General features: G+C 57.4%; 18 protein-coding genes and 1 riboswitch. Of the genes, 10 read left to right on the plus strand and 8 right to left on the minus strand.

Annotated elements, in window-relative coordinates:
• Positions 1-33 precede the first annotated feature (33 nt).
• From ubiA to malK, 5 genes are all read right to left on the minus strand, one after another.
• Positions 34-903 carry a 4-hydroxybenzoate octaprenyltransferase gene (gene ubiA / locus HCK03_RS24720; protein WP_041143591.1) on the minus strand — a complete coding sequence of 290 codons (870 nt, stop codon included), beginning with the start codon at positions 901-903 and terminating at the stop codon, positions 34-36.
• Between the two features lie 12 nt (positions 904-915).
• Positions 916-1,413, minus strand: coding sequence for a chorismate lyase (ubiC, locus tag HCK03_RS24725; RefSeq protein WP_041143590.1), 498 nt, complete (start codon positions 1,411-1,413; stop codon positions 916-918).
• Positions 1,414-1,600: 187 nt separating this feature from the next.
• On the minus strand, positions 1,601-2,545 hold the full coding sequence (gene malM, locus HCK03_RS24730; protein WP_041143589.1) for a maltose operon protein MalM: 945 nt from the start codon (positions 2,543-2,545) through the stop codon (positions 1,601-1,603).
• 107 nt (positions 2,546-2,652) lie between these two features.
• Positions 2,653-3,963, minus strand: a complete 1,311-nt coding sequence (locus HCK03_RS24735; protein WP_041143588.1) for a maltoporin — start codon at positions 3,961-3,963, stop codon at positions 2,653-2,655.
• A gap of 100 nt (positions 3,964-4,063) precedes the next feature.
• Positions 4,064-5,173 (minus strand): maltose/maltodextrin ABC transporter ATP-binding protein MalK, encoded by a 1,110-nt coding sequence (malK, locus tag HCK03_RS24740; RefSeq protein ID WP_041143587.1) that lies wholly within the window; start codon positions 5,171-5,173, stop codon positions 4,064-4,066.
• 369 nt (positions 5,174-5,542) lie between these two features.
• Here malK and malE point away from each other — a divergent pair, with 369 nt between their 5' ends.
• The 3 genes from malE (at position 5,543) to malG (ending at position 9,448) form a co-directional block, all read left to right on the plus strand.
• Positions 5,543-6,733 carry a maltose/maltodextrin ABC transporter substrate-binding protein MalE gene (gene malE, locus HCK03_RS24745; RefSeq protein ID WP_041143586.1) on the plus strand — a complete coding sequence of 397 codons (1,191 nt, stop codon included), beginning with the start codon at positions 5,543-5,545 and terminating at the stop codon, positions 6,731-6,733.
• 123 nt (positions 6,734-6,856) lie between these two features.
• Positions 6,857-8,401: a maltose ABC transporter permease MalF gene (malF, locus tag HCK03_RS24750; RefSeq protein ID WP_167692330.1), complete on the plus strand. Its 1,545-nt coding sequence runs from the start codon at positions 6,857-6,859 to the stop codon at positions 8,399-8,401.
• A 156-nt stretch (positions 8,402-8,557) separates the two neighbouring features.
• Entirely contained in the window at positions 8,558-9,448 is an 891-nt protein-coding gene (gene malG / locus HCK03_RS24755) for a maltose ABC transporter permease MalG (RefSeq protein ID WP_041143584.1), read from the plus strand.
• A gap of 189 nt (positions 9,449-9,637) precedes the next feature.
• On the opposite strand, the gene psiE is transcribed toward malG, so the two are convergent.
• Positions 9,638-10,048 carry a phosphate-starvation-inducible protein PsiE gene (gene psiE, locus HCK03_RS24760; RefSeq protein WP_041143583.1) on the minus strand — a complete coding sequence of 137 codons (411 nt, stop codon included), beginning with the start codon at positions 10,046-10,048 and terminating at the stop codon, positions 9,638-9,640.
• A 146-nt stretch (positions 10,049-10,194) separates the two neighbouring features.
• Between psiE and HCK03_RS24765 the strand changes: the two genes are divergently transcribed.
• Positions 10,195-10,713: a GNAT family N-acetyltransferase gene (locus tag HCK03_RS24765; protein WP_167692332.1), complete on the plus strand. Its 519-nt coding sequence runs from the start codon at positions 10,195-10,197 to the stop codon at positions 10,711-10,713.
• Complete coding sequence (locus HCK03_RS24770) at positions 10,713-11,171, plus strand: acyltransferase (protein WP_041143581.1); 459 nt, start codon at positions 10,713-10,715, stop codon at positions 11,169-11,171. The genes HCK03_RS24765 and HCK03_RS24770 overlap by 1 nt, the downstream gene beginning before the upstream one ends.
• Before the next feature lie 44 nt (positions 11,172-11,215).
• On the opposite strand, the gene pgi is transcribed toward HCK03_RS24770, so the two are convergent.
• The gene (pgi, locus tag HCK03_RS24775; protein WP_041147502.1) at positions 11,216-12,865 is read right to left on the minus strand and encodes a glucose-6-phosphate isomerase; all 1,650 of its coding nucleotides are present in this window, start codon (positions 12,863-12,865) and stop codon (positions 11,216-11,218) included.
• A 465-nt stretch (positions 12,866-13,330) separates the two neighbouring features.
• Positions 13,331-13,562: riboswitch (Lysine riboswitch) on the plus strand.
• Positions 13,563-13,735: 173 nt separating this feature from the next.
• Between pgi and lysC the strand changes: the two genes are divergently transcribed.
• The 3 genes from lysC to HCK03_RS24790 all read left to right on the plus strand — a co-directional run bounded on the left by lysC (position 13,736) and on the right by HCK03_RS24790 (position 16,560).
• A complete protein-coding gene (gene lysC, locus HCK03_RS24780; protein ID WP_041143580.1) occupies positions 13,736-15,085 on the plus strand; it encodes a lysine-sensitive aspartokinase 3 in 1,350 nt (449 codons plus the stop codon).
• A 145-nt stretch (positions 15,086-15,230) separates the two neighbouring features.
• Complete coding sequence (panS, locus tag HCK03_RS24785; protein ID WP_135185340.1) at positions 15,231-16,154, plus strand: ketopantoate/pantoate/pantothenate transporter PanS; 924 nt, start codon at positions 15,231-15,233, stop codon at positions 16,152-16,154.
• A 133-nt stretch (positions 16,155-16,287) separates the two neighbouring features.
• Positions 16,288-16,560, plus strand: coding sequence for a YjbD family protein (locus tag HCK03_RS24790; protein ID WP_041143578.1), 273 nt, complete (start codon positions 16,288-16,290; stop codon positions 16,558-16,560).
• Here the strand turns inward: HCK03_RS24790 and rluF are convergent.
• Positions 16,557-17,426, minus strand: coding sequence for a 23S rRNA pseudouridine(2604) synthase RluF (gene rluF / locus HCK03_RS24795; protein ID WP_167692334.1), 870 nt, complete (start codon positions 17,424-17,426; stop codon positions 16,557-16,559). The two genes, HCK03_RS24790 and rluF, sit on opposite strands and share 4 nt — an antisense overlap.
• A 468-nt stretch (positions 17,427-17,894) precedes the next feature.
• Between rluF and HCK03_RS24800 the strand changes: the two genes are divergently transcribed.
• Both HCK03_RS24800 and HCK03_RS24805 read left to right on the plus strand, forming a co-directional pair.
• Entirely contained in the window at positions 17,895-18,848 is a 954-nt protein-coding gene (locus HCK03_RS24800; RefSeq protein ID WP_041143576.1) for a sugar-binding transcriptional regulator, read from the plus strand.
• A 69-nt stretch (positions 18,849-18,917) separates the two neighbouring features.
• Positions 18,918-19,721 (plus strand): SDR family oxidoreductase, encoded by an 804-nt coding sequence (locus HCK03_RS24805; protein WP_041143575.1) that lies wholly within the window; start codon positions 18,918-18,920, stop codon positions 19,719-19,721.
• Positions 19,722-19,729: the final 8 nt, after the last annotated feature.

The raw sequence follows: 19,729 nt of genomic DNA on the forward strand, positions 1-19,729 counted from the left end.
CAGGCCGGGGAGTCATAACGAAGACTGGGGAAACTACGCCATGTAGCCCATCGCCAGGCCGAGGAACAGCACCAGCCCAACGTAGTTATTGTTTAAAAACGCTTTGAAGCAGTCGTCGCGTTCACGACGGAAAATCAGCTTCTGCTGCCAGAAAAACAGCCCCGCCGCGATAAACAGCGACCAGTAGTATTCCCAGCCCAGGCCGTTCAGCCAGCCTACCGCGCCCATCAATACCAGCACCGCGATCTGCAGCATGCCGATAATCAGGCGGTCGTTTTCACCAAACAAAATCGCCGTTGATTTGATGCCAATTTTAAGGTCATCGTCCCGGTCGACCATCGCATACTGGGTATCGTAGGCCACCGCCCACAGAATGTTGGCGAGGAACATCAGCCAGCAGCTCAGCGGCAGCGATTCGCTCACCGCGGAGAAGGCCATCGGAATCGACCAGCCAAACGCCGCGCCGAGCACCACCTGCGGCAGGTGGGTGTAGCGTTTCATAAATGGATAGACCCACGCCAGCGCCAGCGCCGCCACCGACAGCAGAATGGTCATGGTATTGAGGGTCAGCACCAGCAGGAATGAGAGCACCACCAGCACGGCAAACAGCACCCGGGCCTCTTTCTCCGTCACGTCGCCGCTGGGCAGCGGGCGACGCGCGGTGCGTTTAACGTGACCGTCAAACTTACGGTCGGCATAGTCGTTGACCACGCAGCCGGCGGCGCGCATCAGCCACACTCCGGCGACAAAAACGGCCAGAATCCACAGCGGCGGAATACCTGGCGTCGCTACCCATAGCGCCCACAGCGTCGGCCACAGCAGCAGCAGCGCGCCGATCGGTTTGTCAGTACGCATCAGGCGATGAAACGCCAACAGCTTATTCTGCGTCAGACTCCACTCCATTTTCTCTTCCTCTTAATACAGCGGCGATGCCGGCAGAAACAGCTCTGTCAGCAGCAGCGGTTTACCGCTCAGCCGAAGGCGGGAACGACGCCCCCAGAGCTCCGCATAGCGCCCAATTTCAATAAAATCACGGGTTAACGTCGAAGACGTGAACAAATAGCGGCCCAGCGGCGTCTGTCCAAGCTGCTGCAGCGCCAGTTCGGGGCCGCTCAGCGTCGATTCCGGAACGAGAGTGCGCCCGGCCAGCCAGGGTTCATTATCGGCGCAGAGAATAATTTCCCGCAGCCAGTAACGCGCTTCATCCGGCAGCAGCGCTTCTTCGCCGACCAGCGCTTCACGTCCAACGAACGCTTCGTTGACCAGCATAACGCTAACCTTTTTCCCCTGCTGCTCAAAGCGTTTGGTCATTGAGTCTTCCAGCAGCAGCCAGTCGCGCAGCGAGGGTTCCAGCGGGGGCATAGCGGCAAAATAGCGCAGCGCACGCAGTTGCGTAAGCGCAGGATGTGACATGCCTGATTCTCCGATACATAACGTGAAGGCATTGTATCGCAGAATAGGCCGATCGGGGCGGGCAAACATCAAGATACGATCTTCCGCGCAACAGCCATGCAACAGCAGCCGCGCGCGAGAAAAAAAAGTGCGTCCAGGCGGACGCACCTAAAGGCTGTGCCTAAACATCAGCATTGTGGGGAGACGATCACCCCTTGCCTTTTACACTGCTGATAAAGGTGGAACGGGCAGATTTCGAGCCGAGGCGCTCGGCTTCGTTCATCAATTTGAGGGCTTTGTCGATATCACCTTTCGCAACCGCCTGCTTGATGCCGTTGTTAAAGTAGGTTTCCGTATCGTCCAGCATCGGCTCGCTCTTCGCCGCCGGTGCGGCGACCGGAGCCACAACCGGAGCGGCGGCCGGCGCGCTGTATACCGGCGCGGCCGTATTGCCGACGGTAACCGGACCCGGGCCGGAGGAGCCAAACAGCGGGCCAACCAGCACGCTGGAGCCGGAAGAGGTTTTCACCTTCAGACCCAGGGTACCTTCGGTGGTATGTTTGGCAATCGGGTCCGGAATATCCGGTACCGCGTTACCCGTACCTTTGGCGTAGGCCTTCGCCGGATCGATTAATTTGGTGGTCCGCTGCAGATCCTGCGGCGTGGTAAAGACCAGGACGTAAATCTTTTGCTGGCCCAGCGCCGGCGTCAGACGCATCACCCCTTCGAGGCGATCCGAGCTCATTACGCCCGGCTCGAGGTAGGTAAAGTAGCTGCTCGGGAAGTACGCAGATGGCGTCATATTCTGGTCAAGAATCAGCACGTTCGGTGCAAAAACGCTGGTCTGCTTGTTCACTTCGCTGGTCAGGGTAATGGTCAGCTCACCGATGTTCGCCGGGACGCTATAGGCGGCGACCGGCCCGGTGATGCCGGGAATATTCAGCGACTGTCCTGCCGTCGCGAGGTTGGTGACCTGAGATTTTGACTGATCGACCGGCGTCCAGGTTAACTGCTGTAGCGCGGAGGCGGGGATCGTCGGTGCGGCAGCGGTATTCTGCGGCACAAAATTCACATCGGCAAAACTGACTGCGGGTACGCTGGCCAACAGGCCGGCGGACAGGCAGAGGGCAACGAGACTTTTATTCATTTTCATTGTTATCACCTCAATTCCGATGGCCGAGCGGTAGCCAGGCAATAGCTCGCAGGGCCTAAGATAGAGGGGCTTGCGCCCCTCTTTTGGTCATGACAGGTCAGGCAGGATTACCACCAGATTTCCATCTGGGCACCGAAGGTCCACTCGTCGCTATCGCCACGGCTGAAGGTCTTCGCAGAGGTGTCGTTATACGCCACGCCGGAGGTGTAGCCAGTACCGGAGTCGCCGTTCGCATAGCCCCATTTCTCATCCCACTTGGCGTAGGTTGCGAATACGCGGATTGCCGGACGCGACCAGATGCTGTCGCCAGCCTGCCACTGCTGTGCCAGGGTGATTTTGTACTGGTTGTTGTTGTCGCCGGTTTTCTGCGATTCTACGTTGTCGTAGCCAACTTCCAGCAGGGTGCTCATGATCGGCGTCCATTTGTACATTGGACGTACGCCGACGGTCCACCATTTGGTGCCGTTGTTGTTGTCGAGGTTGATATCCTGGTACATCGCAACGTACATCATGTCCCAGCTATCGCCCATGGAGATCGCGCCGTGGTCAAGCACGCGCCACATGGTACCGTCGTTGTTAATGCTGCCGCCCTGCGGAACGCCTTTGCCGTTGGAGGTCATCGCGTCGGTTGCGTACTGCAGCACGAACTTGTTGTAGCCCTTCAGCATGCTCTGGGTGTGTTCAGCGGTCAGCATCCAGCCGTCTTTAGACGCGTCTGGCTGCAGGTAGTAGTTATCCGGAACGTTGGTGTGACCGTAGTCGACGCCGAGCTCCAGGGTACCGCCTGGGTTGAGTTCCATCTGCGCTAAACGCACGTCGAAGACGTCGTTCGGCACGATGTTGTCATAAATACGGTTGCCCAGCGCATCGCGGTCAGCGAAGGTGGCAGAACCGCCGGACTCAGAAGAACGGGTTGCCGCCATAGACAGCTTACCGAAGCCCAGATCGATGTTTTCAATACCAGCACCAGGACCTGAAATATCCCAGTAGTAGAAGTCGATCATGTGAACGTCATGACGCTGGTAGAAACGCTTACCGGCCCAGATGGTGGAACCTGGCAGCCAGTCGATCAGGTTTTTACCCTGCACGTTGGCTTCACGGAATGCCGGGCTGGTTGATTCCCAGTCATTCTGCTGCGATACGGAGTACGCGACGTTAGTATCGAAGTAGAAGCTCTTATCACCTTCTTTCCATACTTCCTGGCCCAGTTTTAATTCCGCATAGGTTTCACATTCGTTACCAAGACGGTATTTACTTTGAGCACCGGTTGCCTGGAAGCACTGCTGTTCACCGCCGCTGCCGGTCCAGCCAATGCCGGAACGAGCATAACCGTGGAAATCGACGGCCATCGCCTGAGCAGACATAACGCCTGCCGCAACGGCTACCGCCAGTGGAAGTTTGCGCAGAGTAATCATCATTCTATCTCCTGAGATCATTGCTTTTCTTTGAACACTTCGCCCGTCGTTCTGCCTGCTGCTGCAGCGCTAAGGGGTTCGCGTTTTATTTTAATGGGAAGCCTTACACGCCCGGCTCTTGATGCAACCGACGACACGCCGTGCCATCCTCACGGAATAAATGGCAACGTTCCGGTGGCAAACCGATAGCGAATGTGGCTCCCTCTTTTACCAACACCACGTCGTTCTGGCGGTAGACCAGGTTCTGACGGATGGCTGGGATCTGGATATGAATTTGCGTTTCGTGACCAAGCTGCTCAACCACCTGCACTTCCCCTTCGAGGGTCACGTCGGCGATATCGCTGGGCAGCAGATGTTCCGGGCGGATGCCTAAGGACATGTTTGCGCCAACCTGAACGCGGGCGCTGTCCACCGGCAGCCAAATTTGCTGGCGGTTTGGCAGCTCTACCTGAACCTGCTCAATGGCGGTTGCGGTGACTTTTACCGGCAGGAAGTTCATCTTTGGCGAGCCAATAAAGCCCGCAACAAAGCGATCGGCCGGGTAGTGATACAGCTCAAGCGGTTTCCCTACCTGTGCGACGCGACCTGCATCCAGCACCACAATCTTGTCGGCCAAAGTCATCGCTTCAACCTGATCGTGGGTCACGTAAATCATCGTGCGTCCCAGCCGCTTGTGCAGGCGGGAGATTTCGATACGCATCTGCACGCGCAGCGCGGCATCGAGGTTTGAAAGCGGTTCATCCAGCAGGAAGACGCGAGGCTCCGCCACCAGGGTACGACCGATGGCTACGCGCTGACGCTGGCCGCCGGAAAGCGCCTTCGGCTTACGCTCAAGCAGGTGCGCCAGCTGCAGCACTTCCGCCACCTGAGTGACGCGCTGGTTGATCACATCTTTTTTGGCGCCGGCCAGCTTCAGGCCGAAAGACATATTTTCCGCGACGGAGAGATGAGGGTAGAGCGCGTAAGACTGGAAGACCATGCCGATGCCGCGTTCTGCGGGTGGGATGTCGTTCATCCGGGTTTCGCCGATAAACAAATCACCGCTGGTTATGGTTTCCAGCCCGGCGATCATACGCAGCAGGGTAGATTTGCCGCAGCCCGATGGCCCGACAAACACCACGAACTCCCCTTCCTGGATGTCGAGATTGATATCTTTCGATACCACCACGTCTCCCCAGGCTTTCGTTATATTTCGCAGCTGTACGCTCGCCATGCCCATCTCCCTTCGTTACAACTTGTCACTTAAAGACACATTCAAGATGGGCTGACTATGCGGCATTCATTAACCTGGTAAATCCTCCACCCCCGGCTTTTTTATGGGGGAGGAGACGGGAGGATGAGAGATTGCCTCTCACTGCGGGGGATGGCGCGCCAAAGTCAATTTCGTGACACAGGTTGCAAAAATAGCCGCCTTTTTATGTGCTCCACGCCCCAATACCGGCATTTCTGCAAGCCAGATCACACAAACCACGGGTGGGGCGTAGACATGGGGAGGATGGAAAGGGGTTGTTAAAAAAGGAAACTCATCACCGTTAAGCCACCTAAGTGTATCCACGAGCACATCACCAAAAAGGACTGGTATATGAAAATCAAAACCGGCGCCCGCATCCTCGCGCTGTCAGCACTGACCACGATGATGTTTTCCGCCTCTGCCCTCGCCAAAATTGAAGAAGGTAAGCTGGTAATCTGGATTAACGGCGACAAGGGCTATAACGGCCTCGCTGAAGTGGGCAAAAAGTTTGAAAAAGACACCGGGATTAAGGTCTCCATCGAGCACCCGGATAAGCTGGAAGAGAAATTCCCGCAGGTTGCGGCAACCGGCGATGGCCCGGATATTATCTTCTGGGCACACGACCGCTTCGGCGGCTACGCGCAGTCCGGCCTGCTGGCCGAGATCGCCCCGGACAAAGCTTTCCAGGACAAACTCTATCCGTTCACCTGGGACGCGGTACGCTATAACGGCAAGCTGATCGCTTACCCAATCGCGGTTGAAGCGCTGTCGCTGATTTACAACAAAGACCTGGTTCCGAATCCGCCGAAAACCTGGGAAGAGATCCCGGCGCTGGATAAAACGCTGAAGGCGAAAGGTAAGAGCGCGCTGATGTTCAACCTGCAGGAACCGTACTTCACCTGGCCGCTGATCGCCGCCGACGGTGGCTACGCGTTCAAGCTTGAAAACGGCAAATATGATGTCAAAGACGTCGGCGTGGACAGCGCTGGCGCGAAAGCGGGTCTGACCTTCCTGGTCGATCTGATCAAGAACAAACACATGAATGCTGATACCGATTACTCCATCGCTGAAGCGGCGTTCAACAAGGGCGATACCGCGATGACCATCAACGGTCCGTGGGCGTGGGCCAACATCGATAAGAGCAAAATCAACTACGGCGTAACGCTGCTGCCAACCTTCAAAGGTCAGGCGTCTAAACCGTTCGTTGGCGTTCTGAGCGCCGGTATCAACGCCGCCAGCCCGAACAAAGAGCTGGCGAAAGAGTTCCTCGAAAACTACCTGCTGACCGATCAGGGTCTGGATGAAGTGAACAAGGACAAACCGCTGGGCGCCGTTGCGCTGAAATCCTTCCAGGAGAAACTGGAAAAAGATCCGCGTATCGCCGCCACCATGGCGAACGCCCAGAAAGGCGAAATCATGCCGAACGTTCCACAGATGTCCGCCTTCTGGTATGCCGTACGTACCGCGGTTATCAACGCAGCTAGCGGTCGTCAGACCGTCGAAGCCGCGCTGAAAGACGCGCAGGCTCGTATCACTAAGTAACCTGCTAGTCCCCTCCCCCTTCTCGGGAGCGGGTCAGGATCCCGGCCGGCAGCCGCCGCCCGATCCGGGCCCTCTCTCCTGAAGGGAGAGGGAGAACAAAATACGTTGTAGAGGATGATCCCCATGGATGTCGTTAAAAAGAAACACTGGTGGCAAAGCCCGCAGCTGACATGGTCTGTGATTGGCTTGCTGTGCCTGCTGGTGGGTTACCTTGTTGTTTTGATGTACGCCCAGGGGGAGTACCTGTTTGCCATCCTGACGCTGATTTTAAGCTCGGCTGGCCTGTATATCTTTTCCAATCGCAAGGCCTATGCCTGGCGCTATGTCTATCCGGGTCTCGCCGGGATGGGGCTGTTCGTCCTGTTTCCGCTGATCTGCACCATTGCTATCGCCTTCACCAACTACAGCAGCACCAACCAGCTGACCTTCGAGCGCGCTCAGGAAGTGCTGATGGACCGCTCCTTCCAGGCCGGCAAAGCCTACAACTTCTCGCTCTACCCGGCGGGAGATAAGTGGAAGCTGGCGCTGACCGACGGTGACAGCGGCAAAAATTACGTTTCCGACGCCTTTAAGCTCGGCGGCGAGCAGAAACTGGCCCTGAAAGAAGCCGATGCGCAGCCGGAAGGCGAGCGCGCCAACCTGCGTGCTATCACCCAGAACCGTACCGCGCTGAACCAGCTGACCGCCGTGCTGCCTGACGACAGCAAGGTCATCATGAGCTCACTGCGTCAGTTCTCCGGCACCCAGCCGCTGTATACGCTGGCGGCCGACGGCGAGCTGACCAACAACCAGAGCGGCATCAAATACCGGCCGAACAACAAAGTCGGCTTCTATCAGTCCATCAACGCCGACGGCAGCTGGAGCAGCGAGAAGCTCAGCCCGGGCTACACCGTGAGCATTGGCTGGGATAACTTCACCCGCGTCTTTACCGATGAAGGGATCCAGAAGCCGTTCTTCGCCATCTTCGTCTGGACGGTGGTCTTCTCGATTCTGACCGTGATTCTGACCGTCGCGGTGGGCATGATCCTCGCCTGCCTCGTACAGTGGGAGTCCCTGAAAGGAAAAGCGATTTATCGCGTCCTGCTGATTCTGCCCTACGCCGTACCGTCGTTTATCTCGATTCTGATTTTCAAAGGGCTGTTCAACCAGAGCTTCGGTGAGATCAACATGATGCTCAGCGCGCTGTTCGGCATCAAGCCGGCCTGGTTTAGCGACCCGACCACCGCGCGTTCGATGATCGTTATCGTCAACACCTGGCTGGGCTACCCGTACATGATGATTCTGTGCATGGGCCTGCTGAAAGCCATTCCTGACGACCTGTACGAAGCGTCGGCAATGGACGGCGCCGGTCCGTTCCAGAACTTCTTTAAAATTACGCTGCCGCTGCTGATCAAGCCGCTTACGCCGCTGATGATTGCCAGCTTCGCCTTTAACTTTAACAACTTCGTGCTGATTCAGCTGTTAACCAACGGCGGCCCGGATCGCCTCGGCACCACTACGCCGGCCGGCTATACCGACCTGCTGGTGAGCTACACCTACCGTATCGCCTTCGAAGGCGGCGGCGGTCAGGACTTCGGCCTCGCGGCGGCTATCGCTACGCTGATCTTCCTGCTGGTGGGCGTGCTGGCGATTGTTAACCTGAAAGCTACACGAATGAAATTCGACTAACTGGAATGGCCAGGCGTCATTGGCACAGCCAGTTTGGACCCGGCCAGCGCGCAAGAACCGGAGCGTACGCGTAGTACGTGAGGATGATGAGCACTGCCCGGGTTCAAAATGGCAAGTGAGATAGCCTGGAGCGGTATCAAGGGGAATAAAAATATTATGGCTATGGTACAACCTAAATCTCAGAAGCTGCGTCTCTTCACCACGCACCTCCTGCTGCTCATTTTTATCGCGGCGATTATGTTCCCGTTGCTGATGGTTATCGCCATCTCCCTGCGCGAAGGTAACTTCGCCACCGGCAGCCTGATCCCGGATCAGATCTCCTGGGAACACTGGCGTCTGGCGCTCGGCTTTAGCGTTGAGCACGCGGACGGCCGCGTCACGCCGCCGCCGTTCCCGGTTCTGCTGTGGCTGTGGAACTCGGTGAAGGTTGCCGGGATCACCGCCATCGGTATTGTGGCGCTCTCCACTACCTGCGCCTACGCTTTCGCCCGCATGCGCTTCCCTGGCAAGGCTACCCTGTTGAAAGGGATGCTGATTTTCCAGATGTTCCCGGCGGTGCTGTCGCTGGTTGCCCTGTACGCCTTGTTTGACCGCCTCGGCCAGTATCTGCCGTTTGTCGGCCTCAACACCCACGGCGGCGTTATCTTCGCCTATATGGGCGGCATCGCGCTGCACGTCTGGACCATTAAAGGCTACTTCGAAACCATCGACGGTTCGCTGGAAGAAGCGGCCGCGCTGGACGGCGCGACGCCGTGGCAGGCCTTCCGTCTGGTTCTGCTGCCGCTGTCGGTGCCGATTCTGGCGGTGGTCTTTATTCTGTCGTTTATCGCCGCAATTACCGAAGTCCCGGTTGCGTCCCTGCTGCTGCGCGATGTGAACAGCTATACCCTGGCGGTTGGCATGCAGCAGTACCTCAACCCGCAGAACTACCTGTGGGGCGACTTTGCCGCGGCGGCGGTGCTCTCCGCTATCCCGATTACCGTGGTCTTCCTGCTGGCGCAGCGCTGGCTGGTGAACGGCCTGACGGCGGGTGGAGTGAAAGGTTAAGTTTGAAACACCCGCCCCAAATTTCAGAGGAGGGACGGTGGCTTAGTTGCCGTACACGAACCCCAACCGGGTACGGCAACTACCGCCCTCAGCTGAAAAAGTAAGGCAAATGCCACTGCTATCCTCAACTGGACCCTACATAAATTAAATTTGTGACTGTTGGTCAGCGGCCCTGGAGGCCGCTTTTTTTTATTCGCGTTTCAGGCGGTTGGAGTTGCACAGCCACAGCGTAATCACCAGCAGCAGGATCGCCGCGGAGTAGATCAGCACCGCCATCGGCGACTCGTGGTCAACGATAATCAGGCGCACAATCGCGGTAATACCGATGTAGACGAAATAGCGCAGCGGGAAGTGAAAGCCCGACTCAAAGTATTTCACAATCAGCGCGATAAACTCGAAATAGAGAAAATAGACCACCAGCCCTTCCACCAGCTTGTACTTGCTCACCGGCTCCGGGGTAAACAGCACGTGCGCCAGATGGAAGGTCTCCTTGCCGAGAAAGACCACCAGAATCACGCCCAGGCACAGCAGCGCCAGATTCAGAACGGCCTGCATGGCCTTCGCAACAAAACTCACCAGCGGACGATAGACCGACGGCATATTCACACCTCTTATATTCATTGTTCCTGGCGATCTGTATAACGCAAAAACGTGATCCAGATCGATAATATTCGTTAACTTTTTGCGTCTGTTGTGCCAAATGTAACAATCACTTGCCACACTGGTGGGTTAAAAAGGAGACAATCATGCTGACAATACGTACGGCGCAGCGGGAGGACGCAACCCTGCTCGGTGAAATGGGCAACGCCAGCTACCGCCACCACTTCACCCACCTCTGGCACAGCGCCAGCGAGCTGGAGCACTTTCTCCAGCAGGAGTATGCCGCCGAAGCCCTGCAGCGCAGCCTGGCCGAGACAAACTGCCGCTGGCTGATCGCCGAAGCGCAGCGCCCGGTAGGATTCGCCAAATACACACATCGTCAGCAGATTGAGCCCGATGGCCCGCAGGGCACGCTGCTGCATAAGCTCTATCTGCTGCCCGGCGAAACGGGGCATCGCTACGGTGAACGGCTTTTTAGCGCCGTCGAAGCGCGGGCCAAAGCTGAGGGCGAGCGCTGGCTGTGGCTGGAGGTGCTGGCCGCCAATAGCGGCGCCCGGCGCTTCTATGAGCGCCAGGGCATGCGGCATCTTAAAGACACCATCTTTCGCTCCGCCACCCAGCAGAGCACCATTCATATTCTGGCTAAACGCATCGGAGAGGAGTGATGCCTACGCTTCGTGATACCGGCGTTCGCAACGTCGAAAGCGGTGAAAATGTGGTGATCTACCAGCCCGCTAACCTGTACGACTGTCGCCTCGGCGATAACGTCTTCGTCGGCCCTTTCGTCGAGATTCAGGGCAATACGTCGGTCGGCGCGGACACCAAAATCCAGTCCCATACCTTTATCTGCGAATATGTAACCCTTGGCGAGCGCTGTTTTATCGGCCACGGGGTGATGTTTGCCAACGATATGTTTCGCGACGGTAAGCCCAACGCCGATCGCGAGAGCTGGGGAAGAATCGTGGTGGGCAACGACGTCTCTATCGGCAGCGGAGCCACCATTCTGGCGGTCAGCATCTGCGATGGCGCGGTGATTGGTGCGGGCAGCGTGGTCACCCGGTCGATAACCGAGAAAGGCGTGTGGGCGGGGAATCCGGCGAAATTATTGCGCCGTCTGCCATAAAAAATGCCGGCCCTGAGGCCGGCATTGAAGCGGGTTAACGCTGATTACGCGCGCCAGGACTTATAGCGGTTAATCAGACCGTTGGTCGAGCTATCGTGGCTGCTGACATCTGCGCCATCTTTCAGCTCCGGCAGAATGCGGTTAGCCAGCTGTTTACCCAGCTCAACGCCCCACTGGTCGAAGGTGAAGATATTGAGGATCGCGCCCTGGGTGAAGATCTTATGTTCATACAGCGCAATCAGCGCGCCGAGGCTGAACGGGGTGATTTCACGCAGCAGGATCGAGTTAGTCGGGCGGTTACCTTCGAAGACTTTGAACGGCACCACGTGATCCAGCGTTGCCGGATCTTTACCCTGATCGCGATACTCCTGCTCAACCACGTCACGCGCCTTGCCGAACGCCAGCGCTTCGGTCTGCGCGAAGAAGTTGGACAGCAGCTTCGGATGGTGGTCAGAGAGCGGGTTGTGCGTTACCGCAGGCGCGATGAAATCGCACGGCACCATTTTGGTTCCCTGGTGGATCAGCTGGTAGAACGCATGCTGGCCGTTGGTACCCGGCTCACCCCAGATAATCGGGCCAGTCTGGTAGTCTACGGCGTTACCGCTGCGGTCAACGTATTTGCCGTTAGATTCCATGTTGCCCTGCTGGAAGTAGGCAGCAAAGCGGTGCATATACTGGTCGTACGGCAGAATCGCTTCGGTTTCTGCGCCGAAGAAGTTGTTGTACCAGATCCCGATCAGCGCCAGCAGCACCGGCAGGTTTTGCTCCGCCGGCGTGGTGGAGAAGTGTTTATCCATCGCGTGCGCGCCGGACAGCAGCTCAACGAAGTTGTCAAAACCAACGGAGAGGATGATCGATAGGCCGATCGCTGACCACAGAGAGTAGCGGCCGCCAACCCAATCCCAGAATTCAAACATGTTGGCGGTGTCGATACCAAACTCACCCACCGCTTTGCCGTTGGTGGAGAGCGCCGCGAAGTGTTTCGCCACGTGTTTGTCATCGCCAGCCGTTGCCAGGAACCAGTCGCGCGCGCTGTGGGCGTTGGTCATCGTTTCCTGGGTGGTAAAGGTTTTTGATGCCACCAGGAACAGCGTCGTTTCCGGGTTCACGCCTTTCAGCACTTCCGCAATGTGGGTGCCGTCGACGTTGGAAACAAAGTGCATATTGAGGTGATTTTTGTACGGACGCAGCGCTTCGGTCACCATAAACGGACCGAGGTCGGAGCCGCCGATACCGATGTTAACCACGTCGGTAATCGCCTTGCCGGTATAGCCTTTCCAGCTGCCGGAGATGATGGCTTCAGAGAAGGTTTTCATCTTCTCCAGCACCGCGTTGACTTCCGGCATCACATCTTTGCCGTCAACGATGATTGGGGTATTGCTCCGGTTGCGCAGCGCGACGTGCAGCACGGCACGGTCTTCGGTACGGTTGATTTTCTCGCCGGAGAACATCGATTTGATGGCGCCTGCCAGATCGGTCTCTTTGGCCAGATCCTGCAGTTTCGCCAGCGTCTCTTCGGTAATGCGGTTTTTGGAGAAATCCACCAGCATCAGATCGTCGAACGTTGCGGAAAACTTAGTAAAACGATCGCTATCGTTAGCGAAAAGCTCGCTGATAGTGACGTCTTTCATTTCATCAAAGTGTTTCTGTAGCGCCTGCCAGGCAGATGTCTGCGTTGGGTTGATGTTTTTCATGAGCAATACTCTTCTGATTTGAGAATTGTGACTGCGGTCGATTGTAGCGCCGGAGGCAAAAAATTGTGATGATTTTTGTGTTATGCCGTTGACGCGCGTCAGGAACAGGGTCAGATCAGGGTAAAAAACCACTACCAGTATAGACATAAACGCGGGCAAAACGTCCCGCACCAGCGCGCGGGGGGATCCGCCCACGGGCGCCGGGCAGAGCGGCGGACTCTCGGCCACCGGGCGGCGGCCCGCCGGAGTGCGGCCGGGCTCATCATAAGGCTTTTTGCTGTTAATCGCCCGCGCATGAAAAATCCGCATAACCGCAGCGTTGACATACTCCCTCTGAAGCCTTTATATAGCTGCACTGCCTGCATATAACGAGGTATGTATTGCTCGCGCATTTCACACTACAGCGAAAGGGTATTGCAGGGGGAATCATGACCAGCGCCCCAGGCAAAGTGAAAGACGTCGGTAATTGCCAGAAGAGGTGCGTTGCCCAGGTAACCGTATTGGAGGAACCAGTCCGGGGAAAATACGTGAGGGGGAGCAACGCCGAGGTGAAAGAGCGTCTGGTACGTTCATCACCGGCCACAGGGGCTGAATCCCCTGGGTTGTCACCAGAAACGTTCGCAGTCGGGCGTTTCATACTCAGGAACTGACGCAAAGGTCGGGGAACGGGTCTACAAGGTGGAGCACTTCTGGGTGACATCGTAGCTGTTTATCCCTCTGCGCCCACCCTGTTTTTCGCTCTTCCCTTGTGCCATGGCTGAATAATTTGGCCTGGCTTATTAAGACATTTTATGACTGTTAGGTTGTGTCCAGCCCAAACCCAATCAGGAATCGTTTTAATAAGTCAGGCCCCCCTGACACGAGGTTGTTATGACAGATTTAGTTGTAGCCAAATTCGGCGGCACCAGCGTTGCCGATTTCGATGCCATGAACCGCAGCGTTGACGTTGCGATGATTGATGAAAACACTCGTGTAGTGGTGCTGTCTGCCTCTGCGGGTGTCACCAATCTTCTGGTTGCGTTAGCCGACGGGCTGGAACCCACCGAGCGTTTCGATAAGCTTGAGGCGCTGCGCCAGATTCAGTTCAATATTCTCGAACGCCTGCGCTATCCCAACGTGATCCGCGAAGAGATCGAGCGTCTGCTGGAGAATATCACCACCCTGGCGGAAGCCGCGGCGCTGGCAAGCTCGACGGCGCTGACCGATGAGCTGGTCAGCCACGGCGAACTGATGTCCACCCTGCTGTTTGTCGAAATCCTGCGCGAGCGCGGCATTGCCGCCCAGTGGTTTGACGTGCGTAAAGTGATGCGCACCAGCGATCGCTTTGGCCGCGCCGAGCCCGATATCGCCGCCCTGGCTGAGCTAACCCAGCTGCAGCTGACGCCGCGCCTTGCCGAAGGTCTGGTCGTCACCCAGGGCTTTATCGGTAGCGAAGCCAAAGGCCGCACCACCACCCTCGGCCGCGGAGGCAGTGATTACACCGCCGCCCTGCTGGGTGAAGCCCTTAACGCCAGCCGCGTCGATATCTGGACCGACGTCCCGGGCATCTACACCACCGACCCGCGCGTTGCCCCGGCGGCAAAACGGATCGACGTTATCGCCTTTGCCGAAGCCGCCGAAATGGCGACGTTTGGCGCCAAGGTGCTGCATCCGGCGACGCTGCTTCCCGCGGTGCGTAGCGATATTCCGGTCTTCGTTGGCTCCAGCAAAGAGCCGAAAGCCGGCGGCACCCTGGTGTGCAATAAAACCGAACACCCGCCGCTGTTCCGCGCGCTGGCGCTGCGCCGTCGCCAGACCCTGCTGACCCTGCACAGCCTGAATATGCTGCACTCCCGCGGCTTCCTCGCCGAAGTGTTCGGTATTCTGGCGCGCCATAATATCTCCGTGGATCTGATCACCACCTCAGAAGTCAGCATTGCCCTGACCATGGACACCACCGGCTCAACCTCCGCCACCGATACCCTGCTCACCCAGGCGCTGCTCACCGAGCTCTCCTCCCTGTGCCGCGTAGAGGTAGAGCAGGATCTGGCGCTGGTCGCCCTGATCGGCAACGATCTTTCGCGCGCCTGCGGCGTCGGCAAAGAGGTCTTCGGCGTGCTGGAGCCGTTCAACATTCGCATGATCTGCTACGGCGCATCCAGCCATAACCTCTGCTTCCTGGTGCCGGGCGTCGATGCTGAGAAGGTCGTGCAGAAGCTGCATCATAATTTGTTTGAATAATATTTCTCCACGCGATAAATATTACCTATAGCCGGGCTCGAACCCGGCTTTTTTTATAACTATATCAACACAACCTACTCGCAATCGTTCGGGCAGCGGGCGCAGCCGGCCTGGAAGATGACGAGCCAATTGCAAGGAAACCAACATGCTCGCTATGCTGACACGGCTGTTCCCGCTCTGGGCGCTGCTGCTCTCCGTTCTGGCCTATTACACGCCGGCCACCTTTACCCCCATCGGCCCCTGGGTCACCACCCTGCTGATGCTCATCATGTTCGGGATGGGCGTCCACCTGAAGCTGGAAGATTTTAAGCGCGTGCTGTCGCGCCCGGCGCCGGTTGCGGCGGGGATTTTTCTGCACTATCTGGTGATGCCGCTCGCCGCCTGGGCGCTGGCGCTGCTGTTCCATATGCCGCCGGAGCTGTCGGCCGGGATGGTGCTGGTGGGCAGCGTTGCCAGCGGAACGGCGTCTAACGTGATGATCTACCTGGCGAAAGGCGATGTGGCGCTCTCGGTCACCATCTCTTCCGTCTCCACGCTGGTTGGCGTGGTGGCAACGCCGCTGCTGACGCGCCTGTACGTCGATGCGCATATTCAGGTCGACGTAGCGGGTATGCTGCTCAGCATCCTGCAAATCGTGGTTATCCCGATTGCGCTGGGACTTGTTATTCATCACCTGCTGCCGAAGGTGGTCAAGGCGGTCGAGCCGTTCCTGCCCGCGTTTTCCATGCTCTGCATTCTGGCGATCATCAGCGCCGTCGTCGCCGGCTCCGCTGCGCACATTGCCTCCGTGGGCCTGGTGGTGATTGTCGCGGTGATCCTGCATAACGCCATCGGGCTGCTCGGCGGCTACTGGGGCGGGCGTCTGTTTGGCTTTGATGAGTCAACCTGCCGCACGCTGGCCATTGAGGTGGGGATGCAAAACTCAGGACTGGCGGCGGCGCTGGGGAAAATCTACTTCGGCCCTCTTGCCGCCCTGCCCGGCGCGCTGTTCTCGGTCTGGCACAACCTTTCCGGATCGCTGCTGGCCGGCTACTGGTCGGCTAAGCCCACCGGGAAGAAAGAGAAGTAGCGCCCTGCCTTCATCGCCCGGACAGGCCGCTCGCCGCGCCTGCCCGGGCGTTTTCCCGTCCTCACGGTATCCAGACTGTCAGTCAACCCGGTATTGCCGTACACTGAATTATCGGCTGACTGAGGGTTCTACTATGGCACTTCCCCGCATTACGCAACAAGATATGACCGAGCGCGAGCAGCGCGAGCTGAAAACGCTGCTTGACCGGGCGAGAATCGCGCACGGCCGTCTGCTGACTAACGCAGAAACCAACGCTGTAAAAAAAGAGTACATCGATAAGCTGATGGTGCTGCGCGAAGCTGAGGCAAAAAAGGCCCGCCAGTTAAAGAAAAAGCAGGCCTATAAACCCGACAGCGACGCGTCATTCTCCTGGTCGGCGAGCACGCCGACGCGCGGCAGGCGCTAACGCCCCTTCTTTTTACGTCCCGGCTGGTTAAAACGTTTGCCGTTTGCCGCCGGGCGTCCTTTCTCGCTGCTCTTTTCCACGTTCACCACCGGGCGCTTGATGCCCGCCGTTTTCGGCTTCGCTTTTGCCTTCGGTTTGGCCTCAGAGGAGGAGTTCTCAATCAGCTTAAACAGCGCAACCAGCTCATCATCCGTCAGGTCACGCCACTCGCCGAGGGGCAATCCCGACAGGCCGATATTCATAATCCGCGTGCGCTCAAGCTTCACGACCTCGTAGCCAAAGTGTTCGCACATCCGGCGAATCTGCCGGTTAAGCCCCTGAACCAGGGTAATGCGGAAGACGAACGGCGCTTCTTTTCTCACCTTGCACTTCTTCGTCACCGTGCCGAGAATCGGTACGCCCGCCCCCAGCCCGCGCACGAACTCATCGGTCACCGGCTTATCGACGGTCACCAGGTACTCTTTTTCGTGATCGTTACCGGCGCGGAGGATCTTATTCACCAGATCGCCATGGTTGGTCAGGAAGATCAGCCCCTGAGAGTCTTTATCCAGCCGGCCGATCGGGAAAACGCGCTTGCTGTGGTTCACAAAATCGACGATGTTGTCGCGCTCGCTGTCCTCGGTGGTGCTGACGATCCCCACCGGTTTATTCAGCGCGATAAACACCAGATCTTCCGCCTCACGCGGCTCAATCAGCTGGCCGTTAACCTTCACGACATCACCCGGGGCAACCTGGTCGCCAATGGTCGCACGCTTGCCGTTGATGAAAACGTTGCCTTGTTCAATGTAGCGATCCGCCTCGCGACGCGAGCAAATGCCGCTTTCACTGATGTATTTGTTGAGTCGGGTTGATGAGTCGGGCAGCATAACGTCTCCTAAAAACACTTCATCCTTCAAGTTGTCCCCGTATTGGCTACGCTCACGCATCCCGGCCACATAGATTGCTATGCTGCCGACGCTCGCTCTCCTGCCGCCTCGATAAAACTTGAATGCTTTTATATGTAAAACGAGAAATATACCTCAGCCGGCGGGCAATCAAAAATAATCACGTACCGGCGCCGTGGCGCTAAGTGTGATCTGCCGCGTCTTTCTACACAAAAGTGTCCCGTGGAACCCTCTGCAACTTTGTCCGGCGAAAATAAGCAGAATCAAGCGATTAGGCAATCCGGCACAAAGGTGCCGTCCGCCGGCGGGCCGATAATCAAATGTGCAATATAAACGCCCGACATAGCGCAATGAAAGGGGGGAAAATTGCTTTGTGGTCGGCTGCTGATGGGGTTATATCAGATCAAGGCAGCAACAACGTGATTTGCACAAATGTGCAGGAGCCCGCAGATGACCACCGAAAATAGCGACGATATCCGCTTAATCGTGAAAATTGCCCAGCTCTACTACGAGCAGGACATGACCCAGGCACAGATCGCCCGCGAGCTGGGTATTTACCGCACCACGATCAGCCGTCTGCTAAAACGCGGCCGCGAGCAGGGCATCGTCACTATCGCCATCAACTATGACTACAACGAGAACCTGTGGCTGGAGCAGCAGCTGAAGCAAAAATTTTCCCTCAAAGAAGCGGTGGTGGCTTCCTGCAGCTCGGCGCAGGAGGAGGACCAGCTCAATACCATCGGGCAGCACGGCGCTCAGCTGGTCGATCGGCTGCTGGAGCCCGGCGACATCATCGGCTTCTCCTGGGGACGTGCGGTGCGGGCGCTGGTCGAAACCCTGCCGCAGGCCAGCCAGTCGCGTCAGGCGATCTGCGTGCCGATTATCGGCGGCCCCTCCGGTAAGCTGGAGAGCCGCTACCACGTCAATACTCTGACCTATAGCGCGGCGGCGAAGCTGAAGGCCGAGTCGCATCTCGCCGACTTCCCGGCGCTGCTGGAAAATCCCCTGATCCGCAACGGCATCATGCAGTCCAGGCACTTTCAGACCATCTCATCCTACTGGGACAATCTGGATGTTGCGCTGGTCGGGATCGGCTCACCGGCGATCCGCGACGGCGCGAACTGGCACGCGTTTTACGGCAGCGAAGAGAGCGACGATCTCAACGCCCGCCACGTCGCCGGCGATATTTGCTCGCGCTTTTACGATATTAACGGCGGCATCGTTGAAACTAATATGAACGAAAAAACGCTCTCTATTGATATCGCCAGGCTCAAGCACGCACGCTATTCGGTGGGCATCGCCATTGGCGAAGAAAAATATAGCGGGATCCTCGGCGCCCTGAACGGCGGATATATTAATTGTCTGGTCACTAACCGGGAAACGGCTGAGCTATTGCTGAAATAAAATAAGAATATTCATTCCCGCAGCTCGCGCTGCGCGGACTCCCTTTATCTAAATAACGAGAAGACGATAATGAAAACATGGCTAAACCTTAAAGATAAAATAGTTATTGTCACCGGCGGCGCCTCCGGAATCGGCCTGGCCATCGTCGATGAATTAATTGAACAAGGCGCCAACGTGCAAATGACGGATATTCACGGCGGCGACAAATATCGTAACGGTGAGAACTATAGGTTCTGGCCCACCGATATTTCCCGCGCCGACGAGGTGAACCACAGCGTCGAGCAAATTATTCAGCGCTGCGGACGTATTGACGGCCTGGTAAATAACGCCGGGGTTAATTTTCCCCGCCTGTTAGTTGATGAAAAGGCGCCCGCCGGCCGCTATGAGCTGAACGAAGCGGCCTTTGAGAAAATGGTCAACATTAACCAAAAAGGCGTCTTTTTAATGTCCCAGGCGGTCGCCCGGCAGATGGTGAAGCAGCGCGAAGGGGCGATCGTTAACGTCTCGTCAGAAAGCGGGCTGGAAGGCTCGGAGGGCCAGAGCTGCTATGCGGCCACCAAGGCGGCGCTGAATAGCTTCACCCGCTCATGGTCGAAGGAGCTGGGCAAACACGGTATCCGCGTGGTGGGCGTCGCGCCGGGCATTCTGGAAAAAACCGGGCTGCGCACGCCGGAGTATGAAGAAGCGCTGGCCTGGACCCGCGGCATCAGCGTTGAACAGCTGCGCGAGGGCTATAGCAAAAACGCCATTCCCATCGGCCGCTCCGGGCGCCTGAGCGAGGTTGCGGACTACGTTTGCTACCTGCTGTCAGAGCGTGCGAGCTATATAACCGGAGTAACCACTAACATTGCTGGCGGTAAAACCCGCGGTTAAGGAGATCC

It is taken from the genome of Klebsiella terrigena (assembly GCF_012029655.1).
GTDB classification, from domain to species: domain Bacteria; phylum Pseudomonadota; class Gammaproteobacteria; order Enterobacterales; family Enterobacteriaceae; genus Klebsiella; species Klebsiella terrigena.